The sequence below is a fragment of the Nitrososphaera sp. AFS genome (assembly GCF_009898475.1).
In the GTDB taxonomy this organism is placed as follows: Archaea; Thermoproteota; Nitrososphaeria; order Nitrososphaerales; family Nitrososphaeraceae; genus Nitrosopolaris.
On record NZ_QURE01000001.1, the window covers coordinates 1 to 20,015 of the forward strand.

The following is a 20,015-nucleotide window of genomic DNA, read 5'->3' on the forward strand; positions in this document are numbered from 1 at the left end:
AGGGCCGCTAAACGCCGGGAGTAACTCTGACTCTCTTAAGGTAGCCAAATGCCTTGTCGGGTAAGTTCCGACGTGCATGAATGGAACAACGAGGGCCCCTCTGTCCCCGCCTGCAGCCCGGTGAAGCCACATAATGTGGACGAACAGTCCACAAACCTCTGTCGGGGAGAGAAGACCCTGTGGAGCTTTACTGCAGCCTGTTGTTGCGTTATGGTTACGGATGCAGAGAGTAGCTGGGAGTCTGCGAAGTTAATCCTCCGGGATTAATGGAGACACCGTTGTAACACCAGCCATTCGTTACCGTTTCGCTAACCCGCTCGACGGGGACAACGGCAGGTGGGCAGTTCGGCTGGGGCGGCACCCCCTTGAAAAAGTATCGAGGGGGCCCAAAGATTGGCTCAGGCGGGACAGAAATCCGCCGGTGAGGGCAAAGCCATAAGCCAGTCTGACTGGATTCCCAATGATACGGAATTCAGAGGCGAAAGCCGGGCTTAGCGATCCATCATGACCTCACTATTGGGGGCTGATGGTGACAGAAAAGTTACCCTAGGGATAACAGGCTCGTCGCGGGCGAGAGCTCCTATCGACCCCGCGGTTTGGTACCTCGATGTCGGCTCTTCCCATCCTGGTTCTGCAGCAGGAGCCAAGGGTGGGGCTGCTCGCCCATTAAAGGGGAACGTGAGCTGGGTTTAGACCGTCGTGAGACAGGTCGGTCTCTGCCTGACAGGGGCGCGGTTGTTTGAGGGGAAGTTGCCCCTAGTACGAGAGGAACAGGGCAGCGCAGCCTCTGGTTTATCAGCTGTCCGACAGGGCACGCTGAGCAGCTAAGCTGTCTAGGATAACTCCTGAAAGCATCTAAGGAGGAAGCCTTTCCCGAGAAAAGACAGCCTTCCGAAAGGAGAAGGGTGGCCATAGAAGATGGCGTTGATGGGACGGGGGTGTACGCATCAAGCTTCGGCGAGGTGTTCAGCCCGCCGTTTCCAATAACCCAACGCACCTGCTATAAACTAGGTGTAGTCGTGGAGGTAAATGCGCATTTGAACACGTAGAATTGTTGTGGGTCAGATTGTAGGTAGATCTATACGTGGCAGATCCTTATTTTTCTAAAATTAAATGTTATCAATGAGAGTATTTTTGCTAAAGGGCATTTCGTAACGGTTCTAAGTACAGTTAGGATCTGTAGCACAGAGCTACTGAAGGACAACTTAGAATGAAAAGATATTCTGGATGAGTCACGAATTGCAACTCACCCAGAATTGTTCCCCATCGGTTTGGTCGATGCGATTAAACATTGATGATCATGTAATTTAAACCATACTTACCAAATAGACTCATATCCTAGCAAAAGGACAGAGACGAAGATATTTTAAAGAGGAGGATGTATATGAATTGTCTAGCATTGAGCGGAGACAATAAACAGTTTCTTTCGCAACAGCTACTATGGATTGGAATTTCTTTAGGCATAAGTCTCGCTATTTCATTTTTAATACCCTTTCCTTATTCCTTGCCCATAATTATCGCAGTTTTTATTTTGCTTAGCTTCTATGTAAGGAAGAGAACTCTAAAGAGGATGGGCATGTCTGGTGCATCAATGTTTGGTTATAATTCGCTGAGCTATTATTGTATGAATTGTGGAACAAAGCACAATCAAGCCTCTTGTCCAAAGTGCGGATCAAAAATGAAAAGAGTGGGCTCATAAGAGGCAATTAGCATACACTTTTTGATCGATTGCGGCTACATCAAGCTGCGAGAGCATCTGCATATGTGCTGTGCGGTACAAGAAAGGTAGATACTATCACGCCAAAATATGGGTTCTGCCAGCTGTGGATGAAATCATGCTAACCAAAATTCCAACGTTTAGTAGTCTGCCTGAACCGAACGCACTAGTTTATCACAAAATGCAAATGTTCACATCACTACATCACTAATAGTTAGGTCAGTTGTATTTAGTCCCAATTTGTAAAACATACTATCGAGATTCGTTTCTCGTTGAATTCTAATATTCTAGGTAAGCCTTGTAGCTCCGTGCTTTTCAGGTACAAACGCAGGTATATATACAGCCGGTTTATAAAGCCCATGTAGTATGCCTCAAACAAAACCCATTGTCAGCATAGAAAATGTGGTTGCGTCGGCGACAGTAAACCAAACGGTAAACTTAAACTTAATTACACAAATATTTCCAGATGTAGAATATCATCCTGATCAATTCCCAGGGCTTGTTTTCAGGTTGAAATCGCCGAAAACAGCCACACTCATATTTAGCTCAGGGAAGATGGTATGTACTGGTGCAAAATCGGAAGAGCAGGCCATTAAGGCCGTGAGAAATGTAGTTCAAAAATTAAAAAAGGGAGGAATTCCGGTTGAACATGAACCACAGATTGAAATTCAGAACATAGTTGCTTCTGCTAGTTTGGGCGGCAAAATTCATTTAGAGCTTGCTGCGAGAGTTCTTCCTAGGAGCATGTATGAACCTGAACAATTCCCAGGTTTAATACACAGGATGCTGGACCCAAAAACAGTGATCCTCCTTTTTGCAAGTGGTAAATTGGTTTGTACAGGAGCAAAAAAAGAGAGCGAGGTATACAGGGCCGTCCACAACCTCCATATGTTATTGGAAGAAAAGAACCTTATGATATATGAAAGCTGATGGAACCGTTAGTTGTGTTCATCAGAATTTCTGCCTGTGAGATTTAGATATGCCAGAGCCTTAACTCGGAAGATATCGAAAAAGGCATGCCAGAGATTTGGCTCAAATATGGTAATACACAGGTCGCACTTAATATAAAATTAGAGAACCTACAAGCAGAAATCTCGCCCGAGGTCCAGAACATTTCAGAGGATGAGATTATCAGGGAACTACACTCCATACCCTTATCCAGCAAAACGTTAGTCTTAACTCTGTCTGAGTCTCCGGCTGTTAATAGAGTTGCCTCTATGCTTAGCCAGATGAGTGAAGCTAAGGGTTATCAACCACCTGAGATTAAAACTCTAGAAAGGGCTGCCACACACGATTCAGAGAAAGGGTTTAACATAGGAACTGCGGATTCTCCGCTATATCTTAATAAACAATATAGCGATGTCGTATTTATTTCGAGAGTATCTTACGATCCATTGTTTGGGTTTAGCGGTACACCAACTTTGCTTTTGCGAAGATACATGTACTCTCAAATGCTGAAAGCTTATGAGTCAAGGAATTGCGATATTCCAACGCCAGGAGCTAGGTGTCCTCCTCTTGAAGAGGCGCTAACTAGTTCCTCTAGTATTACTGCTTATTCTTTAGAGGTTGTCGAATCCGGCTCAATCATATTAGGAGTTTTCGCAGGCAAGGTGGCCGATGCCTTTAGAAAGGCCATAGAAAACTTATCCTCAACTGAGATTGCAGTAGAGCAAACAAAATCTTTAATCCTGAGTGGCACTGATGAATCGGACATCGATTTATCTACATCATTGAACCTGCTTTGGAATTCTGCTCATGTGATTCAGGAGGAAGGTTCAGCTGTTTTATTGGCTGAAAATCGAAGAGGTCTGGGTAAAGGAGCTCTTAAAATGTTTCTGGAGGGAAAGCTAAGAGTTGATGACATAGCCAGACACGGGTTCTATACTGAAGGTTTAGAACATCTCCTGTACCTCCAGAATCTACGAGAGAGATACCAACTAGGTATTCTATCCACTCTGCCACAATGGTATCTGTCAAAATTAGGCCTTGAGAGTTACAGAGGAACGAGAGAACTTTTAAGCAGATTGTTGAGTAGATATGGAAAGAAAAGCAAGATACTGGTCTCACGAATAGGTTATGCTCACCTGCTAAAGACGGATCGCGATGTAAGATAAGGTTCGACTTAATCGCGTTCAGATTGCGAGAGAGCACCTCTGACAACTCTTGCTTCATTGACGAAGTACCACTACCGTCATCTCACTTAATAGAATGATACCTTGTTGACCTAAACTTAAATAATAATAATTCAGCCAATAAGTGGAACAAAATACATTTTTATCCAATAATCCGTGCTGGCTTTGGCGTTGGCAGTGAGAATGATTGCCTCCGATCTAGCTGTTTAGTTTTAGCCTAAACAACTAAACGCTAACGATACGGCCATAGCTTTAGCTTAAACGACTGCGAATAAATTGATTCACGAGCTATATTGTTCCTCTCAAACACCGATAGATTATTTATTCAAAAGTTGGGTTACGGAATTAGATTCTACCCAGCACAAAAGTTATTGTCGTTCATTAGGGGAGCAGAATTGTCCGACGAGAAAGGAGAAAATGTGCCAAGTTGAGGTTGTTTACACCGATGGTATAAGCAAACATCTATGCCATTATACCTCTAAAGCATAGAGAATAAATCGGCGTTTGGCCAAAAGGAGAAATCTTGTCATTCTTATCTGGAATAATCACATACCTATGGGCTCCACATAGCAATCGATGGATTTCAGATGCGGTTTCGTAATTGATTGAAGTGACGAAGCCGAAAAATGGACACATGAGATATGAATTATTGAAAAAAATTGGTACTATTAAGTTATTTAGGCGACTGGTCACCTTCAGCAGCAGAAGATAATGAGTCTTTTATTGAGCTACTCTACCTCCGAATTTTATAGATACATGCATAAGAAATATTCATTTTTTCAATATCCTTATATATCCATTTGAGGAACAAGTGAAGATTTCGTGATGACTCAAATTCAAATAGCCGTCCGTCATCTAATTGACTTAGGGGTATAATCTAAGAAATGTCGAGCGATAAAAAAACGGTAGAGATTACCAACCATACGTATCAGCCAAAGCATGAGATTCTAGCTAAGGATCAGGCACAAGAAATTTTAAAAAAATACAATACAAAACCGGCACAGTTACCTTATATTATGATGGATGATAAAGGAATAGAGAATTTGGACGTTCGGCCCGGCGATGTAATTAAAATAACCAGAAAAAGTGCAACCGCAGGTGAAAGTGTATATTACCGCTATGTCGTAGAATCTTGAGTTTATTATAATGTGGCCCATAATTAATGATCTACTGCGAAGAGACGGAATTGCTAGACAACATCTGAATTCATACAATGAGTTCATGGAACGGGGACTTCAGAGCATCATTGATGAGGTCGGAGAAATTGAAATAGAAACAGCGGAGTACCCATACAAAATCAAGCTTGGAAAGATCAAACTACAGCAACCCCGCATTATGGAACTTGATGGATCTATCACACACGTTGCACCCATGGAAGCTAGACTACGCAATCTAACTTATGCCTCACCCATTATGCTTGAATGCAGCATCGTAGAAGATGGTAAAATCTTGGAGTCTAGATTTATTCATATCGGCGATATGCCAGTAATGGTCAAATCAAATGCATGCATCCTGCACACTTTGTCTGAACCTAAGCTTGTGGAGGTAGGCGAAGACCCCCGCGATCCTGGCGGCTATTTCGTGATAAATGGATCGGAACGTGTGATCGTGGGCTTGGAAGATCTTTCGTATAACAAGATCATTGTAGACACAGAGGAAACGTCGGGAGCCCTACTTTACAAGGCCAAGGTCTATTCTTCAATTGTAGGCTATAGGGCCAAGCTAGAACTGATAATGCGGCCTGACGGGTCTGTGGTTGGTAAGATTCCTGGTTCTCCTGTTGACATTCCTTTAATTACACTCGTTCGAGCCCTTGGACTGGAGTCAGATAGGGACATAGCAAACGCTGTTACATTAAACCGAACCATCCAGGATGAGCTTGAACCATCTTTTGAAAAAGCTGGAGAAATAGTGTCAAGCAGGGATGCTATTGTCTACATAAGTAAAAGAATTGCGCCTGGAATGCTTGAGGAGTTTCAAATAAAGCGAGCAGAAACCCTACTTGATTGGGGTTTGTTACCACATTTAGGTAAAAACCCTGACAATCGGCATGAAAAGGCATTATTCTTGGGAGAAGCAGCTAGTAAGTTGGTAGAATTGAAGTTAGGTTGGGTAGACGCTGATGACAAAGATCATTATGGAAACAAAGTAATCAAATTTGCAGGTCAGATGCTTGCAGATCTGTTCAGGACTGCTTTCAGGAATCTTATCCGAGACATGAAGTATCAGCTCGAGCGTTCAGGCCAAAAAAGAGGCATCAATGCGGTCGCAGCCGCCGTAAGACCAGGCATAATCTCCGATAAGCTTAACAATGCTATTGCGACAGGAAACTGGGGCAGGGGTAGAGTCGGTGTCACACAGCTGCTTGATAGAACCAATTACATGTCAACAATCAGCCATCTACGTAGGATACAATCTCCGTTAAGTAGAAGTCAACCCAACTTTGAGGCGCGTGATTTACACGCCACACATTTTGGTAGAATATGCCCGGCTGAAACACCCGAGGGTTCTAATTGTGGCCTTGTAAAGAACCTGGCACTTTCCGCTGTGATTTCAGTTAGCGTGTCATCAGCCGAAATTGTAGAAAAACTATTTGAATTAGGCGTGGAACATGTCGATGAAGCTAACGAGGGGCTAAGGAGCATTGGTGCTAGAATATTTGTAGATGGGCGGTTGATCGGATATGCAGAAGATGGACAGCGTTTGTCTAATATCCTGAAAGATATGAGGAGGACCGGAAAAATTCATCCCCACGTGGGTATTTACTTTTATTCTTCAGCCAACGAAAATGCGACTAGACGACTATACGTAAGTTGTAACGCTGGCAGAGTACTCAGACCATTGGCGGTAGTCAAAGATGGCAAGGTACTTGTGACTAATGAGATAATTGAGAAGATAAATAAAAAATTCTTGTCTTGGACTGACCTCCTTTATATGGGAATGATTGAGTTAGTTGATGCAAACGAAGAAGAAAATTGCTATGTTGCTATTGAAGCTGCACAGTTAGAAAATTCACATACTCACTTAGAGATATTTTCATCAGCGATCTTAGGTGTAGGAGCGTCAATTATTCCATATCCGGAGCATAATCAATCTCCGAGAAACACATATGAAAGTGCCATGGCCAAACAAAGTCTAGGTTTCTCTACTCCATTAATGAATGCTAGCACTTACGTAAGACAGCATTTTATGCTTTATGCTCAGACTCCGATGGTGAGCACCAAGGCAATAAGCCTCCTAGGTCTAGATGATAGGCCTACCGGTCAGAACTGCGTCGTCGCTGTTTTACCTTTCGAAGGTTACAATATCGAGGATGCAATCGTGTTCAACAAATCCTCAGTTGAACGTGGCCTTGGCCGCACTTTCTTCTATAGAGTGTACGAAGCAGAGTCTAAACAGTATCCTGGAGGCATGAAAGATACATTCGAGCTTCCCTCCTCAGATGCAAATGTACGGGGATTTAGAGGAGAGAGAGCGTACAGGTTACTGGAGCAAGACGGCGCGATAATGCATGAAGCTGTCGTCACCGGCGGTGACATTTTAATTGGAAGAACCTCTCCGCCACGATTTATGGAGGAATACAAGGAATTTGAGGTGAAGGGTCCGTATCGTAGGGACACATCTGTAGGAGTAAGGCCATCAGAAAATGGGGTAGTGGATACAGTTATCATGACTCAGTCCATTGAAGGAGGGAAAATGTACAAAATTAGAGTGCGTGACATGCGAATCCCGGAAATTGGTGACAAGTTCGCTTCGAGGCATGGTCAGAAGGGTGTAATTGGTATGCTCGTCAATCAAGAAGATCTTCCTTATACTGAAGATGGAGTTGTGCCTGACATCATGATTAATCCCCATGCATTCCCATCCCGTATGACTGTTGGGCAATTCATGGAATCTTTGGGAGGAAAAGCCGCATCATTGAGATGTCGCACTGTTGATGGATCAGCTTTCCTGGGAGAAAAATTAGATGACTTGAGACCAATTTTGGAGGAGCACGGCTTCAAATATAGCGGCAAAGAAGTCATGTATGAGGGTAGGACAGGCAAAAAGTTTCCTGCTGAAGTATACATTGGTGTAGTGTACTACCAAAAATTGCATCATATGGTCGCAGACAAAATACACAGTAGAGCAAGAGGCCAAGTCCAAATGCTAACTAAACAACCCACTGAAGGTAGAGCTCGAGGAGGAGGGCTGAGGTTCGGAGAAATGGAACGGGATTGTCTAATTGCTTACGGAGCATCGATGATGCTTAAGGACAGATTGTTGGAGGAGTCAGACAAAGCTGAGGTTAATATTTGTGAAAGATGCGGCCTGTTAGCTTACTATGATGTTAAACAAAGACGGTATATCTGCAGAGTAGACGGAGATAAAGCTAAGATCTCTTCGGTGGTTATCGCGTATGCCTTTAAACTTTTATTACAAGAAATGATGAGTCTTAACATCGCTCCTCGGCTGCTAGCTAGGGAGAAGGTGTAGGAGGGACGATATATGGAACAACCGCTTAAGGTTCTTGGTGGAATCAAATTCAGTGTCTGGTCGCCGGTGGAAATTCGAAAATTCAGTGTTGCTGAGATAACAGCTCCAGAGACATACGATGAGGATGGCATGCCAGTCCAAGGCGGATTGATGGATAATAGGCTAGGGACGTTAGAGCCTGGACAGAAGTGCGCAACTTGTGGTAACACTTCGGCCAAATGTCCTGGCCATTTCGGGCATATAGAACTTGCAGAGCCAGTTCTCCATATTGCTTTTGTCGATGACATTCACAAACTGCTCGTGATAACTTGTCGTTCGTGTAATAGACTAAAACTAAATTCAGAAGAACTAGCCAAATATCAGAATTTGAGAGATGGCAAAGCTGCTTATGCGGTCATCACTTTGGAAAATGTAAAAGCTGATATAATTGAGAAGGCCAAAAAAGTTCACATCTGTCCTCACTGCCAAAAAGAACAGAATGACCTAGTTTTTACCAAGCCAACAATCTTTGTTGAGAAAACCGAAGCTGGTGAAAACCGATTACTACCTATTACGATAAGGGAACGTTTAGTGCATATCTCTAATGAGGATCTGGCACTCTTGGGTTATGACCCCTCGACAGCAAGGCCGGAATGGTTTGTACTGCAAGTCTTACCCGTTCCTCCTGTCACTGTGAGACCTTCTATAATCCTAGAGACTGGAATTAGGTCAGAAGATGATCTGACACATAAACTTGTTGATATCATTCGAGTGAATCAGAGACTTAAGGAAAGTAAGGAAGCTGGCACACCACCACTCATCGTTCAGGATCTGGTGGACCTATTACAGTACCACGTTACCACATATTTTGATAATGAAGTTTCAGGCATTCCACAAGCACATCACAGGTCAGGCAGACCACTTAAGACTCTTACCCAAAGGTTAAAGGGCAAAGAAGGGCGATTTAGAGGCTCACTCTCCGGGAAAAGGGTTGATTTCTCTAGCAGAACTGTAATTTCTCCTGATCCGAATTTGGAGATCTCTCAAGTGGGGGTCCCAGTCGATGTGGCTAAAAAGCTTACGATTGCTCAAACGGTCTCTCAATGGAATGAAGAAGAGTTAAAAAAACTTGTCATCAATGGCCCAAATATCTATCCAGGAGCAAATTATATCATAAGACCTGACGGGGTCAAAATTAGATTGGATTACGTTAATGATAGAAAGGTGATTGCAGAATCACTTTCCTCAGGTTATATGGTTGAAAGGCATCTTGCGGAAGGTGATATAGTCATTTTCAACAGGCAACCCTCGTTGCATCGTATGTCAATAATGGCACACTACGTAAGGGTACTCCCATATCGCACTTTTAGGCTCCATCCGGCTGTTTGCCCACCATACAACGCCGACTTTGACGGGGACGAAATGAATCTTCATATCCCGCAAAGCGAGGAAGCGAGGGCTGAGGCGGCATTGCTGATGAGGGTCCAAGACCAGCTCATCTCCCCTAGGTATGGCGGTCCCATTATTGGCGGAATAAGAGATTTTATTACTGGAGCTTTCATTCTAACGAGTGATAACACAACACTGACAAGGGAAGAATTTGCGAATTTGGCTCTTGTTGGTGGGTACAAGGGACCTCTTCCAGAACCTGGAGTCAACAAAGATGGTCAAGGACTATTCTCCGGGAAGCAATTATTCACTCTTTTTCTCCCACGAGATTTTAACTTTGTAATCACATCTAAATGGAACAAGGCGACTAAAGGAGAAGGCAAGGATGTAGTAATAAGGAACGGAGAATTACTCAGTGGGGTCATTGATAAAGCTTCAATCGGAGCTGAGGAACCTGACAGCGTTTTACACAGAATAGTCAAAGATTACGGAAATGACGTTGCAAGGAAATTTTTGGATTCAATTTTAGTGATGCTGAAAACGTTCATCACTTACAGGGGCTTTTCTTATGGGTACTCTGATTTATGGCTAGAGCCAGAAAAAAAGCAGGAAATTTCAAATGTTATTCATAAAGCATATGAAAAAGTTTACGAGCTCATACAACAGTATAAGGACGGTTCACTCCCGCTAACACGAGGCTTGGCAGCTGAAGAAGCATTGGAGCTATATGTGGTCAATGAATTGTCCAGAGCAAGAGATAGAGCAGGAAAAACGGCAGACAGAGCGTTTCCGGATAATAATTCAGGTGTCATTATGGCGTCGACCGGTGCAAGGGGGTCGACACTGAATATCGGCCAAATGACTGCGGCGTTAGGACAACAGTCTATTAGAGGAAGACGAATCTATAAAGGCTATCGTTATAGGGCTCTACCCCATTTTAAAACTAATGATACAAACCCGGATGCAAAGGGTTTCGTCAAATCAAATTATAGAGATGGGCTAAACCCGCTAGAGTTCTTTTTTCATGCCATGGGCGGCCGAGAAGGCTTGGTCGATACTGCGGTCAGAACCCAACAGTCAGGCTATATGCAGCGACGCCTGATAAATGCTCTTGAGCATCTCAAAATCGAATACGATCGGACTGTTCGCGATCCTCATGGAAATATTATACAGTACTTGTATGGCGAAGATGGCATTGATCCTGCGAAAAGCGACCATGGAGAGGCAGTGAACATTTCTAGGTTGATAGTCAGTGAGCATCTGGAAGATGATGGTAAAATCGCTACCGATAAAGAGCTTCAGGAGGCCATTTCCATTTATTCGAACGAGCTGAATCCTAAAATTAAGTCAGACTTGTATACGTTTCTTTCTGAGAATAAAATTAGTAAAGATGGGCTGAAAAGGGTAATGCGAAAAGCACTTGATCTTATTGATAGAGCTATGGCTGAGCCAGGAGAGGCAGCAGGAGTTGTGACCGCTCAATCTATCGGGGAACCTGGTACACAAATGACACTGAGAACATTTCATTTTGCTGGGGTAAAAGAGAGAAATGTGACGTTAGGACTTCCAAGGCTAATTGAGCTGGTTGACGCTAGGAAAAAACCAGTGACGCCGACGATGGACATATACTTAGATGCTAAACATCGAGTGAGCCGGGAGAAAGCGCTAGAGGTAGCTCGAGAAATAATATTTACTCGGGTGAATGATTTAATTGAAAAGACAGATGTCGACTATGCTGGGATCCTTACCTTTCATTTATCTGAGCTCAAGCTTGTGGAGAGAGGTTGCGAGTTGCAAGATGCTTATCAAGTTTTGAAAGGCTCGAAGAAAAAATACGAAGTCTCAATTAATGAGACAAAGTTTCTTATAAAGGTGGCCATACCCGGCGAGCCAGATGCTCAGACTTTGTTAGCACTAAAGAACAAAATGCTTAATGCTAGAGTCAAAGGTGTGCCGGATATCGAACGGGTCACAATTGTGAAGCAAGAGGAGGAATGGGTTATTCAAACTGCAGGATCTAACTTGGCAAAGGTTGTGGCAGTTGATGGTATTGACACATCTAGAATAACAACAAATAATGTCTATGAAATTTGGCAGACTCTCGGGATAGAAGCCGCTAGAACGGCTTTAGTAAAGGAAATTACTAATACGCTGGAAGAACAAGGTTTGGAAGTCGATATACGTCATATAATGCTGGTGGCTGACCTCATGACTTCAAAGGGATATCTTCAGCAGATTGGCAGACACGGCATCGCGGGCACTAAAACATCGGTACTGGCAAGGGCAGCATTCGAAATTACGGTTCCGACAATAGCCAAGGCGTCACTTGAAGGCCAAGTAGAGACGCTGAGAGGTGTAACAGAAAACGTTATAGTGGGTGCTACTGTTCCAATAGGAACCGGTATGGTTGATCTGTATATGCAGGTGAAAGACAAAAATGAAAGTGATTGAGAAGGCCCTAAGAGATGCGGCAAATAACAATTCAGTCAAATGCGGCACAAAGGAAGTAATGAAATCGATAAAGGGATCGAATCTTATCGTAATTTCGAAGTCCATCGATAATAAGGCTCTACAATATCTTGAGGAGCATGCGGTCTCGATGGGTATAAAGATTTACCAATTCGAAGGTAATTCTATGCAATTAGGCAAATATTGTGGCAAACCATTTAGAACCTCGGTTGTTTCCATAAAATCTGATCAGATATGAATTCACTTCGATCTCAGTCGTCCTACCCGTTGCCTGCAAACATTGGAATCCAAAAGGCCTACAAGAAATGGCCCATGATTTGTGTATACACGTCATACCACTTTCAGAATGGGTTTTTTCAATCGAACTTTGTTTCGATTTCGGAATGGAAAACGGTAATAGTCGCTTAATGTATCTCAACAAGCGTCAAGACTTAAATTGGACTCTAACAATCAGCATGAGTTGTCATTTGAAGGTTTCAAATTGTATTTATCAGAGGCTCGAGATATGACTGAAAAGATAAAGCTTACTACTGATGAGCTGCGTTTGATATCATTATTTCAAAGTGTTACAAGTGCAAGTGCTAGGGATTGCATTGTAGACGAAAAAATGGAGCGTGTTATATTTATAGTAAACAGAGGTCACATGGGGTTAGCTATAGGCAAAGGTGGAACAACTATCAAACAGCTACAAAACGTCGTCACCAAAAAAGTTGAGCTTGTTGAGTATTCCGATGATCCTTCAGAATTCATACGTAACATACTAAATTCGGATATGGTTAACGACATAAAGATTAATGAGCGCTCTGACGGGTCAAGGCAGGCTATTGTATCGGTTGATCCAAAAAGGAAAGGCGTAGTCGTTGGCAGGGAAGGCAGGAACGCAGAAAAGGCTCGATTATTAGCAAAGCGATATTTCCAAATCTCAAACGTTTTAATAGTAAGTCCAGAACAAAGTGCAGAGAGGACAAATCAGGTGAGCTAAATGGCAAAGTCCCCATTAGGTCTGTTTGCTGGCCGAGTTTTGCGAACAAAGAGAAATCGCGCTAGGTGGGCAAACAAATACTACAAACGGCGTATGTTGATGCTCGACAAAAAGGCAAACCCATTAGAGGGTGCGCCTCAGGCCCGCGGTATAGTACTTGAGAAAGTTGGAATAGAATCAAAGCAGCCAAACTCAGCTGTTAGAAAATGTGTTAGGGTGCAGTTAATTAAGAATGGAAAATCGATTACAGCCTTTTTGCCTAGAGATGGGGCTTTGAATTTTGTCGACGAGCATGACGAAGTGCTCTTAGAGGGTATCGGGGGATCAATGGGTGGAGCAATGGGAGACATACCGGGAGTACGTTGGCAGGTGTTTAAGGTAAATGCAGTATCTCTAAACGAATTGGTGCGTGGTAAAAAGGAGAAACCAAGGCGATAAAAATGAGTGGCAAAGAGCATGTCAATATTTTACTATTCAACAAATGGGACACAAATAAAATTCAGATAAAAGACTTAGGCCTACAAAAGGTGATCTCTTTGAAACCAGCTGTAATTCCTCTCACATCAGGAAGGCACGAACGCCAGAGATTTAGAAAGGCCGAAGTGAACATCGTGGAAAGACTAGCCAACAAGATGATGCACTTTGGAAAAAGGTATGCAAAAAATACTGGAAGAATGGGGGGAAAGAAGGCCAAAATGTTAACAGTGATTCGAACCGCCTTTGACATGATCTATGTACAGACAGGGAAGAATCCATTGGAATTGCTAGTGAGTGCGATAGAAAACGCTTCACCAAATGAAGACACTACCCGTATCGTTTATGGGGGTGTCGTATATCATGTTTCTGTGGATGTTGCACCTCTACGGCGAGTTGATCTAGCTCTAAGGTTCATTGCTGAAGGAGTACGCGAGTCCAGCTACTCGAATTCTCAAACAATCGATGAGGTGTTAGCAAAAGAGATTGTTTCAGCTTCTGTCAACGATATGTCAAGTCACGCGATAAAGAAGAAAAATGAGCAGGAACGTGTTGCAATGGCGTCTAGATAAGTTAATTAGCCTATTATTGTAAGGTAATGCATAATTTTGTAACTGCATTTTAACCTTGCATTCGCCCATTGAGCACATGACGAAGTATCCTACTAAAGTTAAATAACGACCTAATATACTGAAACCCATACATGAGTAGTAAGGATGGCTTTATTTTTAAAAAGAGTGCCTTAATGAGCACAAAATCAGGAAAAGACATTTTAAGGCATGTTCTACTTCGAGAAAAGGGTTACCAACAGTTTCACAAATATGATCAAAACAGTGAGCAGGAGTTCAGAGAATTCACGAAGCGATACCTGCTTTCATTACATACACAAATAATTTCTGACCCTAACCCTACAGCCACCCTTAGAAAGTTTACGGAAGAAATGGGCAGCCCAGAACTGGGCTTAGAGGAAAATAAGATCGATGAAATTAAGACAAGGATATCAAAACCCGAGGTTCTGGCCGATCGTGTTGACAGGATATTGAATTCTAACTTTGTGATCATGACATTCCCCGTTTTGCGTGCATTATTTGACGGAGCAGCAAAGTATCAGAAGGAAACTATCTCACCGGAAACCAGAAATACGCTGATAGACGGACACATAATTGCAATTGATTTGAGTGAGCCAATGGATAGGATAGTCGATAAGGATGAAGACAACGATTACTTGGATGATTACAAACTCATGAATCCTTATATACTGGAAATTGCAAGACAAAAAATTTCACAGGGAGGGGACTCGGTATTGAAGGCCTTCGAAGAAGGCTTCAAAGATGCAAGGATCGGCCAGTTTATTGACACTAAGCTGAAGACTAGGCCTGAATCAATTAGCGATGAAAACATGATTGGATGCTACAAAAAATACCGCGCGATTATGGGAACTGCCGGCAGGAACATGGCACTCAATCGCAAGCCTTTGGCTGATATTTTTCATTTAGGCATGGCAAAGGCAGGAGAATCAGTTGGTTGCGGAAACGAAATCCAGGATGCCATTCGGAATGGCCGCATTAAAATCCCGTCTTGGCCACTATTCTTTTCAATACTGAGCGGAGACGTAAAAAGAGGATTTGAGCTTACAATAAAGAAGGGTAAGGCCTACCTTGAAGAGGCCAAACTAGCTATTGATGTACTCCCTGAAGATTTTGAACATAAACAGTTCCTAGAGTTCTTGTTGTTAACTGTCAGTCATTACAATCAATATTGGTTCAATGAGTTGAACCGCAGGGATCTCTTTGCGCTGCTGCAGAAAAATCTCAATGGTACTGTTAAAGTTTGATTATGAGATATTTCTGTCCGAGTTAGCATGCAAGGTTTGTATCTTTATTGGGGCTCTATTAATGTTTAAAACAATGAAATCTAAGTTAGCTTGCCTAACAAAGCTCCTAAATATCTGAATGTGGTAATTTACGAACTATGTACGCTTCGTATTGAGTCAGGTATTTCCTTGAATAACGAAGCGAATTCACGCCTAACCTCTTCCAAATTGTCTATACTTGTATGTACCAATCACAATGGGCTATCCATAAATGATATCCAATCACCATAGGTCTATTGCTAACATTCAGCGGGGAACTATGTACGTTTGTTAATCTAGAAGAAAACTGGGTATTAACTATTCACTTTCGGTCGTGTCAGTAAGATTTGATATAAGCTGTACTCCATATAAAATGAGCGTAACGGCCATAGGGTTACGAATCAATTGCATTTATTTTTAGCTAAGATAACAGATAAAAGACAATTCTCTCGCTCAAAAATCAATCACATATTTGGGTGCGCTTCAATGCCATTCATCAAATAGTAAAGAATAAAATCGGAACCACCCAAAACCCAATGAATGTCAAGTGACTATGAACGAGACATTGCAAAGTTGCTTGTAGAAAAAAGTCTGGAGTTAGAATCACTAAAAAAAAACCCACAAACCCATGCCTTTAAGATCCAAACTCTGGTGGGGGAGATCGAAGCTTTGCAAGCCGTATTCGAAAACTATAACTTGGGAATGAACTACTTTCGTAGGGCTAAGGGTGGACGAGCTGGACTGAGAGAGTGATCTTCCACGCGTCGGGTTGAGCAACGCATATGTTACCTGATATCCTATTAATAGGGAGTCAATACGGAAAATGTTGTAATGAATTTATATATCGAGTACTACCAGTAAATTCACTTCTAAATGCACGAAGAAAAAATCAAAAAGCTATATCAACTTAAAAAGCTAGCCGAAGGAGGAGGAGGCCAGGAAAAGATCGATGCGCAGCACTCCAAAGGCAAATTGACAGCAAGAGAGCGTATAGAAATTCTCTTAGATCCGAATACTTTTGTTGAAATTGATAAATATGTAACACATAGGAGTGAAGACGCAAATGAGAAGAAATATTACGGTGACGGGGTCGTTACTGGGTTCGGCCTTGTGAACGGACGCCAGGTCTTCATTTATGCTTATGATTTTACCGTTTTGGGAGGGTCATTGGGAGAAATGGCTGGAAGGAAAATTTCAAAAATAATGGAACATGCAATGGATTGCGGTGCTCCGATTTTAGGAATAATAGACTCAGGAGGTGCCAGGATTCAGGAGGGAGTTATGAGCCTGGACGGGTACGGAGGAATATTTTTTAAGAATATGATGGCCTCTGGTGTTATTCCACAAATTACCGCAAGTATAGGTCCTTGTGCAGGAGGAGCTGTCTACTCTCCTGCTATGACTGATTTTGTGATAATGGTAGAAAAAGTTGGGCAAATGTTCGTGACGGGGCCAGAGGTAGTGAAGGAAGTCTTAAGTCAAGATGTATCATTCGAAGATTTGGGAGGCGCAAAAACTCACGCAACCAAATCGGGGGTCGCACATTTTGTTGCCAAAAATGAATACGACTGCATTGATAAGATCCGTACACTGTTGTCCTTCTTGCCTCAGAATAATAGTGAAGAAGCGCCATTTGTAGAGACGTCTGATGACATAAACAGGGTTGATCCGAAGCTACTAAGTATCCTGCCTGAAAATCCTTATGAGCAGTATGACATGAAGCAAATTATAAAGTTGATAGCTGATAGAGGGGAATTTTTTGAAATCCATGAATTATTTGCAGAAAATATCATTGTCGGGTTTGCCAGAATGGCTGGAAGGTCTGTGGGAATTGTTGCCAATCAGCCGATGTACCTGGCAGGAGCGTTGGATATTAATTCATCGTCTAAAGCAGCTAGGTTCATTAGATTTTGCGATTCATTCAACATCCCTATTGTAACACTCGTTGATACTCCCGGATATTTGCCAGGTACTGATCAAGAAAGTAACGGGATTATAAGACATGGTAGTAAGCTTCTGTATGCCTATTGTGAAGCAACTGTTCCCAAAATTACTTGCATAATTGGAAAAGCCTATGGGGGAGCGTACATTGCAATGGGGAGCAAGAATTTAGGAACCGATGTAAATTATGCATGGCCCACTGCTGAGATTGCAGTTCTCGGTCCGGAAGCAGCTATAACAATTATACACAGAAGAGATCTAAAACATTCACCTGATGCTGCAGCAACTAAAAGAAAATTGGTAAAGGATTTTCGCGATAAATTTGCCAATCCTTACATTGCTGCAGAAAAAGGCATTATTGACGCAGTGATAGATCCAATGGAAACACGGCCAATGATAATTCATGCGCTAGTAGCATTTTCTAACAAGCGAGAGTCTAGACCGGTAAGAAAACATGGAAACATAAATTTGTAATCAAGTGGTGGGATTATTGGCTCAAATGATTTCAAGCGTTCTAATTGCAAACAGGGGCGAGATTGCCCTTAGAATTATCAGGGCCAATAGGGAGCTGGGTATTAAGAGCATTGCTATTTATTCAGATGAAGACATACGCTCTGCCCATGTAAGAAATGCCGATGAAGCTTACCATATTGGCCCAGCCGCTGCTTCGGAAAGCTATCTTAATGTGAAGAAGATTATCGAGACAGCGACCGCTGCTGGAGCAGACGCGATTCATCCCGGTTATGGTTTTCTATCTGAGAACGACACCTTTGCGGACGCTTGCGAGAAAAAGGGTATAGTCTTCATAGGGCCGAGAGGAAAGGCTATGACCATGACCGGCGACAAGATGAAATGCAAGGAATTAATGAAGAAAGCAAATGTTCCTGTCATCCCAGGAAGCGAAGGAGTCATCGATGATGTTGACTTAGCAGAACGCGTAGCTCATGATATAGGCTACCCTGTCCTATTGAAGTCAGCATTCGGTGGAGGTGGGAGAGGGATCAGGCTAGCAAGGAATGAAAATCAATTGAGGCAGGAATTTGAGATGGCTGCTGCTGAATCGAAGGCCGCATTCGGAAAGGCGTCGTTGTACGTAGAGAAAAGTCTTGAGGGCATTAGGCATATAGAATTTCAGATTGTTCGAGATTCAAATGGAAATACTAGACATCTATTCGAACGTGAATGCTCGGTTCAGAGAAGGCATCAGAAATTGATTGAGATGGCCCCATCTCCAGTTGTTAACGCTGAAATTAGAAAAAGAATGGGAGAGATAGCAGTTAGAGCAGGAGAAGCAGTTGATTATCTGAACGCAGGTACCGTGGAATTCTTGCGAGATAAAGATGGTAACTTTTATTTCATCGAGATCAATTCTAGACTGCAAGTCGAGCATCCGGTAACAGAGGTTATTACCGGCTTAGATCTCGTAAAACTTCAAATCGCAATTGCTCAAGGACAAGAAATTTCCTTTGACCAAGAGGACCTAAAGCTGCATGGATATGCCATTGAATGCAGAATAAATGCCGAAGACCCATTCAATGATTTTGCACCCTCTATCGGCACGGTCGGCCGGTGTAACCTACCTCACGGGCCAGGAATTAGAGTCGATAGCTATCTTTTTTCGGGATGTTCTGTATCCGGCTATTATGATTCTCTAGTAGCTAAGGTAATCGTGTGGGGCAGGGATTATCAAGAAGCTCGTGCAAGGATGAAAAATGCACTCAGAGAGTTTGAAGCTGAAGGAATAAACACGACCATCCCCTTGCATGAAACTATAATGAATAATGCTGATTTCATACGAGGAGATCTGTCTACCGATTATCTCGACAGGCTTAAAATACTTGATATAATGGAGAAAGAGCACATTGAGAAGGTGAAAAGAAACACACCTGCAGCAGTAGCAGCGGTACTCTTGCAATCAGATGTGGATCGCAGGAACCCAGAAGTAGTCCAAGATATGAGAAACGCAAGGACACGTGGTTGGAAAAATATCGGAAGGAATTCTTTTGGAATTTAAAATAGGAGAAACTAAACAGGAAATAAACGGAGAAATCATCCATGCTTTGGGGGACGGATCTATTCTCCTCAGAATAAATCAGAAAAGTTACGAGGTTCGATTAGTCAAGTCGAGCGCTGACGAAATTGAATTTTTCTTTGAAAATTCCTTTCATTATGTCAAGAAGATAAGCTCTACTAGTTCAGGGATAATGATTGTTCTTGATGGAGTACCAATTACATTGAGAAAACACTTCAAGTTGGATGAGTTGATTCGTGATACTTCATCTTCAAAAGTGACGACAGAAAACAATAACCTGACAAGTCAAATTCCTGGTAGAGTTGTTAATATAGTAGCAAGCATAGGGACATCAGTCAAAACTGGCGACTCTATAGTCATTCTGGAGTCTATGAAGATGCAGGTTGCTGTTAAGTCACACAAAGATGGAATCATTAGGGATATATTGGTGAAAAAGGGTGCTACGGTCAGCAGAAATGATGTGATCTCAGTTATCGAATGATCAATACCTATGATTTGGTTACAATGTGCCAATCGAATCAGAATTATTATCTGTACAGATGCTTAATTTATTTGGACATGGGCCACCTAAG

General features: G+C 42.5%; 15 protein-coding genes and 1 rRNA gene. All 16 read left to right on the forward strand.

Annotated features, from left to right (window positions below; translation table 11 throughout):
* Positions 1 to 1,004: ribosomal RNA gene (locus DYY65_RS00005) — 23S ribosomal RNA — on the forward strand; the annotation flags it as partial.
* Between the two features lie 380 nt (positions 1,005 to 1,384).
* A complete protein-coding gene (locus DYY65_RS00010) occupies positions 1,385 to 1,699 on the forward strand; it encodes an NfeD family protein (RefSeq protein ID WP_236561555.1) in 315 nt (104 codons plus the stop codon).
* 384 nt (positions 1,700 to 2,083) lie between these two features.
* Positions 2,084 to 2,647: a TATA-box-binding protein gene (locus DYY65_RS00015; RefSeq protein ID WP_162475959.1), complete on the forward strand. Its 564-nt coding sequence runs from the start codon at positions 2,084 to 2,086 to the stop codon at positions 2,645 to 2,647.
* 86 nt (positions 2,648 to 2,733) lie between these two features.
* Positions 2,734 to 3,831 (forward strand): hypothetical protein, encoded by a 1,098-nt coding sequence (locus DYY65_RS00020; RefSeq protein WP_162475960.1) that lies wholly within the window; start codon positions 2,734 to 2,736, stop codon positions 3,829 to 3,831.
* Between the two features lie 902 nt (positions 3,832 to 4,733).
* Positions 4,734 to 4,985, forward strand: a complete 252-nt coding sequence (locus tag DYY65_RS00025) for a DNA-directed RNA polymerase subunit H (protein WP_162475961.1) — start codon at positions 4,734 to 4,736, stop codon at positions 4,983 to 4,985.
* A 10-nt stretch (positions 4,986 to 4,995) separates the two neighbouring features.
* Positions 4,996 to 8,325, forward strand: coding sequence for a DNA-directed RNA polymerase subunit B (locus tag DYY65_RS00030; RefSeq protein WP_162475962.1), 3,330 nt, complete (start codon positions 4,996 to 4,998; stop codon positions 8,323 to 8,325).
* Positions 8,326 to 8,337: 12 nt separating this feature from the next.
* Entirely contained in the window at positions 8,338 to 12,144 is a 3,807-nt protein-coding gene (locus tag DYY65_RS00035; protein WP_162475963.1) for a DNA-directed RNA polymerase subunit A', read from the forward strand.
* The gene (locus tag DYY65_RS00040) at positions 12,131 to 12,400 is read left to right on the forward strand and encodes a ribosomal L7Ae/L30e/S12e/Gadd45 family protein (RefSeq protein ID WP_162475964.1); all 270 of its coding nucleotides are present in this window, start codon (positions 12,131 to 12,133) and stop codon (positions 12,398 to 12,400) included. The genes DYY65_RS00035 and DYY65_RS00040 overlap by 14 nt, the downstream gene beginning before the upstream one ends.
* 267 nt (positions 12,401 to 12,667) lie before the next feature.
* Positions 12,668 to 13,144, forward strand: coding sequence for a NusA-like transcription termination signal-binding factor (locus DYY65_RS00045; RefSeq protein ID WP_162475965.1), 477 nt, complete (start codon positions 12,668 to 12,670; stop codon positions 13,142 to 13,144).
* Positions 13,145 to 13,582 carry a 30S ribosomal protein S12 gene (locus DYY65_RS00050; protein WP_162475966.1) on the forward strand — a complete coding sequence of 146 codons (438 nt, stop codon included), beginning with the start codon at positions 13,145 to 13,147 and terminating at the stop codon, positions 13,580 to 13,582.
* A gap of 2 nt (positions 13,583 to 13,584) precedes the next feature.
* Positions 13,585 to 14,190 carry a 30S ribosomal protein S7 gene (locus DYY65_RS00055; protein ID WP_162475967.1) on the forward strand — a complete coding sequence of 202 codons (606 nt, stop codon included), beginning with the start codon at positions 13,585 to 13,587 and terminating at the stop codon, positions 14,188 to 14,190.
* Between the two features lie 173 nt (positions 14,191 to 14,363).
* Positions 14,364 to 15,452: a hypothetical protein gene (locus DYY65_RS00060; protein ID WP_236561556.1), complete on the forward strand. Its 1,089-nt coding sequence runs from the start codon at positions 14,364 to 14,366 to the stop codon at positions 15,450 to 15,452.
* A gap of 558 nt (positions 15,453 to 16,010) precedes the next feature.
* Positions 16,011 to 16,223, forward strand: a complete 213-nt coding sequence (locus DYY65_RS00065; protein ID WP_162475969.1) for a hypothetical protein — start codon at positions 16,011 to 16,013, stop codon at positions 16,221 to 16,223.
* Between the two features lie 120 nt (positions 16,224 to 16,343).
* Positions 16,344 to 17,885: an acyl-CoA carboxylase subunit beta gene (locus tag DYY65_RS00070; protein ID WP_162475970.1), complete on the forward strand. Its 1,542-nt coding sequence runs from the start codon at positions 16,344 to 16,346 to the stop codon at positions 17,883 to 17,885.
* Positions 17,886 to 17,910: 25 nt separating this feature from the next.
* Positions 17,911 to 19,425 (forward strand): acetyl-CoA carboxylase biotin carboxylase subunit, encoded by a 1,515-nt coding sequence (locus tag DYY65_RS00075; protein ID WP_162475971.1) that lies wholly within the window; start codon positions 17,911 to 17,913, stop codon positions 19,423 to 19,425.
* Entirely contained in the window at positions 19,415 to 19,924 is a 510-nt protein-coding gene (locus DYY65_RS00080; RefSeq protein ID WP_162475972.1) for an acetyl-CoA carboxylase biotin carboxyl carrier protein subunit, read from the forward strand. The genes DYY65_RS00075 and DYY65_RS00080 overlap by 11 nt, the downstream gene beginning before the upstream one ends.
* Positions 19,925 to 20,015 lie beyond the last annotated feature (91 nt).